The sequence below is a fragment of the Amphibacillus sp. MSJ-3 genome (assembly GCF_018919165.1).
Classification (GTDB): Bacteria; Bacillota; Bacilli; order Bacillales; family Amphibacillaceae; genus Amphibacillus.
The window spans coordinates 23,450-29,605 of sequence record NZ_JAHLQM010000030.1 but is presented as its reverse complement, the minus strand read 5'-3'; the positions used below and the strand labels follow the sequence as shown (position 1 = coordinate 29,605).

General features: G+C 37.9%; 5 protein-coding genes. All 5 read right to left on the bottom strand.

Annotated features, from left to right (window positions below):
* Positions 1–136: 136 nt before the first annotated feature.
* The 5 genes from eno to gap all read right to left on the bottom strand — a co-directional run bounded on the left by eno (position 137) and on the right by gap (position 6,142).
* Complete coding sequence (eno, locus tag KQI76_RS09475; RefSeq protein ID WP_216400068.1) at positions 137–1,420, bottom strand: phosphopyruvate hydratase; 1,284 nt, start codon at positions 1,418–1,420, stop codon at positions 137–139.
* Positions 1,421–1,450: 30 nt separating this feature from the next.
* Entirely contained in the window at positions 1,451–2,986 is a 1,536-nt protein-coding gene (gene gpmI / locus KQI76_RS09470; protein WP_216400067.1) for a 2,3-bisphosphoglycerate-independent phosphoglycerate mutase, read from the bottom strand.
* The gene (gene tpiA, locus KQI76_RS09465; RefSeq protein ID WP_216400066.1) at positions 2,983–3,741 is read right to left on the bottom strand and encodes a triose-phosphate isomerase; all 759 of its coding nucleotides are present in this window, start codon (positions 3,739–3,741) and stop codon (positions 2,983–2,985) included. Before tpiA ends, gpmI begins: the two co-directional genes overlap by 4 nt.
* Before the next feature lie 42 nt (positions 3,742–3,783).
* Entirely contained in the window at positions 3,784–4,974 is a 1,191-nt protein-coding gene (locus KQI76_RS09460; protein WP_216400065.1) for a phosphoglycerate kinase, read from the bottom strand.
* 169 nt (positions 4,975–5,143) lie between these two features.
* On the bottom strand, positions 5,144–6,142 hold the full coding sequence (gene gap / locus KQI76_RS09455) for a type I glyceraldehyde-3-phosphate dehydrogenase (RefSeq protein ID WP_216400064.1): 999 nt from the start codon (positions 6,140–6,142) through the stop codon (positions 5,144–5,146).
* Positions 6,143–6,156 lie beyond the last annotated feature (14 nt).

Below are 6,156 nucleotides of genomic sequence, written 5' to 3'. Positions count from 1 at the left end.
CCTTTTAATTGGTTTTCGTCGACTTAATTATAAAGGAATCTACTGACCTTTTTCTATATAAATGCAAAAAAGGTGTTAGTAAGTTCAAAGAACTCACCAACACCATAAATTATAGAACCAGCTTTTAGAGATTAACTTAGTCTAAGTTATAGAATGCTGCTTTACCAGCATATTTAGCTGTTTCAACTAGCTCGTCTTCAATACGTAGTAACTGGTTGTATTTTGCAACGCGGTCAGTACGTGATGGAGCACCTGTTTTAATTTGGCCCGCATTTGTTGCAACAGCGATATCAGCAATTGTTGCATCTTCAGTTTCACCTGAACGGTGAGAAATAACTGCTGTATAGCCAGCTTTCTTAGCCATTTCAATTGCTTCAAATGTTTCAGTTAGTGTACCGATTTGGTTCACTTTAACTAGGATAGAGTTAGCAATGCCTTTTTCAATACCTTCGGCAAGTTTCTTAGTGTTTGTAACGAATAGGTCGTCACCCACTAATTGAACTTTATCACCTAAACGTTCTGTAAGAAGTTTGAAACCATCCCAGTCATTTTCATCTAGACCATCTTCAATTGAGATGATTGGATATTTAGATACCATTTCTTCATACCAATCAACCATTTCAGCAGAAGTACGAACAACGCCTTCGCCTTTAAGATTATATTTACCATCTTCATAAATTTCAGAAGCAGCAACGTCCATTGCTAATTTAACTTCTTCTTCTGGTTTATAGCCAGCTGCTTCAATTGCTTCAATAATCGTAGCTAGTGCTTCTTCATTTGATTTAAGGTTTGGTGCAAAACCACCTTCATCACCTACAGCAGTGTTGTAACCTTTTGAAGCAAGAACTTTTTTAAGACTATGGAAGATTTCAGCTCCCATACGTAATGCTTCTTTAAATGTCGCTGCACCTACAGGCATAATCATAAACTCTTGAATATCAACATTATTATCTGCGTGCTCGCCACCGTTTAAGATATTCATCATTGGTGTTGGTAGAACTGTAGCATTGAATCCACCTAAATAAGTGTAAAGAGGTACACCTAGGTGATCAGCTGCAGCATGAGCAACTGCCATTGACACACCAAGAATTGCATTGGCACCTAATTTACCTTTATTATCTGTACCATCTAATTCAATTAATAATTTATCAATAACTACTTGACGAGTCACATCAAAACCAAGTAATTCTGGCGCGATGATCTCATTCACATTTTCAACTGCTTTTAGTACACCTTTACCAAGATAACGTTCTTTATCACCGTCACGTAATTCAACAGCTTCATATTCACCTGTTGAAGCACCACTTGGTACCAAGGCACGGCCGAAAGCTCCTGATTCTGTGTAAATTTCAACTTCTACTGTTGGGTTACCGCGTGAGTCCAAAACTTCGCGTGCAAATACATCTGTAATATAAGGCATGTTATTTAGTCTCCTTTTTGATATAAAATTTTATTTAATTAATGATTGACCTGTCATTTCTTTTGGTTGGTCAACCTGTAATAAATCTAATAAAGTTGGGGCTAAGTCTCCAAGAATTCCACCATCTCGAACCTCGATACCCTCTTGTGTAACGATGACTGGCACTGGATTTGTTGTATGAGCAGTCATAGGTGTACCGTCTAATGACACGACCTCATCTGAATTACCATGGTCAGCTGTAATAATTGCCCGACCACCTTTTTCAATAATTTTGTCAACGATTTTACCTAAACACTCATCAACAGCTTCAATCGCTTGAATTGTAGGCTCAAGCATACCAGAATGACCAACCATATCAGGATTTGCAAAGTTTAAGATGATTGCATTTTGATTTCCCTCATCTAATTCCTTCAATAATGCCTCAGTTACTTCATAGGCACTCATCTCAGGTTTTAAGTCATAGGTCGCAACCTTAGGTGAATTAATTAGAATACGTTTTTCACCTTTAAATTCCTGTTCTTGTCCACCACTCATAAAGAATGTTACATGTGGATACTTTTCTGTTTCAGCGATCCGAAGTTGGTTTAAACCATTGTCTGCTAAAACTTCACCAATCGTATTTTTTAATTCTGTTGGTGGGTAAGCAATATGGCCATTCACTGTATCACTATACTTCATCATACAAACAAAGTAAACATTTTTAGGTGCGTCTGTACCTCGATCAAACTCTGAAAAATCATCATTAGCAAAAGCTTGTGAAATTTGAATTGCTCGATCGGGACGGAAATTATAGAAAATAATAGAGTCTTCTGAATCAACCCGTCCAAGTGGTTGATCATTTTCATCAACGATAACTGTTGGTACAACAAACTCGTCATATACTTCAGCTTCATAAGCTTGGTCAACAACAGTTAAAGGATCTTTCGCTTTTGGTCCTTCACCATGAGCGATAGCATCATAAGCCTTTTGAACACGATCCCAGCGTTTATCACGGTCCATCGCATAATAACGACCTGATATTGTAGCGAATTCCCCTACACCTAATTCATCCATCTTTGCCTGAGCTGCTGAAATATATTGTTTAGCTGATTTTTGACCGACGTCACGTCCATCCAAAAAACCATGGACATAGACTTTGTCTAGCCCTTTATCTTTAGCTAATTTTAAGACAGCGTATAAATGTTCAATATGACTATGAACACCACCATCAGATAGTAGACCAAAAATGTGTAGAGCTTTTCCTTTTTCAATCGCTTGATCAACAGCTTGAACTAGATGATCATTTTTGAAAAAGTCACCTTCACGAATTGCTAAATTCAAGCGAGTTAAGCTTTGATAAACAATTCGACCAGCACCGATATTTAAGTGTCCTACTTCTGAGTTACCCATTTGACCATCTGGTAGACCAACTGCTTCACCGGAAGCGATAAGTTGATTGTGTGGATACTGATTCCAATAACGATCAAAGTTAGGTGTATTGGCTTGTTTTACTGCATTTCCCTTCACTTCATCACGAAGTGCAAAACCATCTAAAATGATTAAAGCGGCTAATTTATTTTGACTCATTTCACACCAGCCCCTACGAGCTGTAAGAATGAATCAGCTTCTAAACTTGCACCACCAACAAGAGCACCATCAATATCAGATTGTGCTAATAATTCATCAATATTAGCTGGTTTAACACTACCACCATATTGAATACGAATTGCTTCAGCTGCTGCTTCAGAGACAGCGGATGCAACTGTTGCACGAATATGCGTACAAACTTCATTAGCTTGTTCTGACGTTGCTGTTTTACCTGTACCAATTGCCCAGATGGGTTCATAGGCAATCACTGTTTCCTTAACCTGATCTTCTGTTAGCCCAGCTAAAGCCTTTTTAACTTGGTCTGCAACTAAATCCATCGTTTGATTCGCTTCACGTTGCTCTAAAGTTTCGCCAACACAAATGATCGGTGTGATTCCATGTTTGAAGGCAGCATGTACCTTTTTATTCACTGTTTCATCTGTTTCAGCAAAATAAGCCCGACGTTCTGAGTGACCAAGCACAACATAGTTAATTCCGATATCTTTTAGCATGGCTGGACTGACTTCGCCAGTATATGCGCCATTATCTTCAAAGTGCATATTTTGTGCTGCAACTTCTAGATTAGTTCCTTCTGTTTGTGCAAGTAATGTTGATAAATATGGAAAAGGTGCACATATAATAGAATCGACCTTATCTTGCGCTGGCACTTTGTCTTTTGTATCAGCGACAAAACTTTCAGCCTCTGCTAATACTTTATTCATTTTCCAGTTTCCTGCAATAATTGGTTTACGCATAATTTGCTCCTTTTCATGCCTGGTCTTATTTTAGCAAGCTAATTATTTGTTACTAATTGCAGCTAATCCAGGTAATTCTTTTCCTTCTAAGTATTCCAGTGAAGCACCGCCACCAGTTGATATATGAGAGAACTTCTCAGCAAAGCCTAATTGCATAGCAGCAGCTGCAGAGTCCCCACCACCGATGATTGTAGTCGCATCATTCAAGTTAGCGATAGATTCACAAACTCCAATTGTTCCTTTTGCAAAATTAGTCATTTCAAAAACACCCATTGGGCCATTCCAAACAACTGTTTTTGCTCCTTCTAATTCTTTAGCATACAATTTAACTGTTTCAGGACCAATATCTAAGCCCATGTAATCTGCTGGGATATCGTCAACAGAAACAGCTTTAATATCACCATCATTAGAAAATTCTTTATTTATCATTGTGTCAATTGGTAAAATAATTTTTCCATTTGCACGCTCTAATAAATCTTTAGCTAAGTCGACTTTATCTGCTTCTAGTAATGAAGTACCGATTTCTTTACCTTGTGCTTTGAAGAATGTAAAGGCCATTCCTCCACCGATAATCACTTTATCCGCTTTTTCAAGTAAGTTTTCAATCACACCGATCTTATCACTTACCTTTGCACCACCTAAGATTGCTACAAATGGTCTAACTGGATTGTCTACTGAATCACCAATAAACTTAATTTCTTTTTCCATTAGAAAACCAGCTGCTGACTCAAGATTTGAAGCAATTCCTACGTTAGATGCATGGGACCGGTGCGCTGTTCCAAAGGCATCATTAACAAATAAGTCGCCTAAGCTTGCCCAATATTTCCCTAGCTCTGGGTCATTCTTACTTTCCTTCTTACCGTCGATATCTTCAAAACGTGTGTTTTCAAACATTAAAACTTCGCCATTGCCTAAAGCGTCAATTGCGTTTTCAAGTTTTTCCCCACGTGTTTCTGGAATAAATTCAACTTTTTTATCTAATAGCTCCTCTAGTCGATCCGCTACAGGCTTAAGCGATTTTCCGGCTTTATCCGCTTCTTCCTTTACACGTCCTAAGTGAGAGAATAGAATGACCTTAGCTCCTTCGGCAATCAAGTGTTTGATTGTTGGGAGAGCTTGAACAATACGATCATCATTAGTAATTTGTCCATCTTTCATCGGCACATTAAAGTCCGCACGAACTAAAACTTTTTTACCGGCTACATCTAAATCAGTTACAATTTTTTTCGCCATTTAAAATCCTCCATTTTAGCTAGATTTAATCATAGAAAAACTTTACTTATAAATTAGCTATCCTAGCTTTAATTCTCATTTTAAGCTGCGATTTCCACTTAATCCTTAAGTGAAAGTAGCAAGCGGGAAGCGCGATCGCTTCCCGCTTAGCTGATTAAAATTTAATGAATTATAGTTTAGCAAAGTATTCTAAAGTACGGATTAATTGTGCTGTATATGACATTTCATTGTCATACCAAGCAACAGTTTTCACTAATTGTTTGCCATCTACAGTCATTACTTTTGTTTGAGTTGCATCAAAGATTGAACCATGAGTGCTACCAACGATATCAGATGAAACAATCATATCTTCGTTGTAGCCATATGATGGGCTTGCTGCTTCTTTCATTGCTGCATTTACTTGGTCAGCAGTTACTTCTTTTTCAAGAACTGTTACTAACTCAGTTAATGAACCAGTAGGAACTGGAACACGTTGAGCAGCTCCATCTAATTTACCTTGTAGTTCAGGAATAACAAGACCAATTGCTTTGGCAGCACCTGTTGTATTAGGTACAATGTTAGTAGCTGCAGCACGTGCACGACGGTAATCGCCTTTAGCATGTGGAGCATCTAATGTATTTTGGTCCCCAGTATATGCATGAATTGTAGTCATCAAACCTTCAACAATACCGAATTGTTTATGAAGAACATCAGCCATTGGTGCTAAACAGTTTGTTGTACATGAAGCAGCTGAAATAACAGTTTCTTCACCTGTTAGAATATCTTCATTAACACCAAATACTACTGTTGGAACATCTCCACCTGGAGCAGATAAAACAACACGTTTTGCACCAGCTTGAATATGTTTTTCAGCTTTTTCTTTAGATGCGAAGAAACCTGTACATTCTAATACGATTTCCACACCTAGTTCTCCCCATGGTAAATCTTCTGGATTACGGTTTGAAAGGATTTTAACGTCTTTACCATTTACTACAAATGAGTCTTCTTTAACTTCAATTTCACCATTAAAGCGACCTTGAGTTGTATCATATTTAAGTAGATGAGCAAGCATATCAGCGTCAGTTAAGTCGTTAATAGCCACTACTTCAATCCCTTCTACTTCTTGGATACGACGAAATGCTAAACGGCCAATACGACCAAATCCATTAATACCTACTTTTACAGTCATTCTTGTTTCCTCCT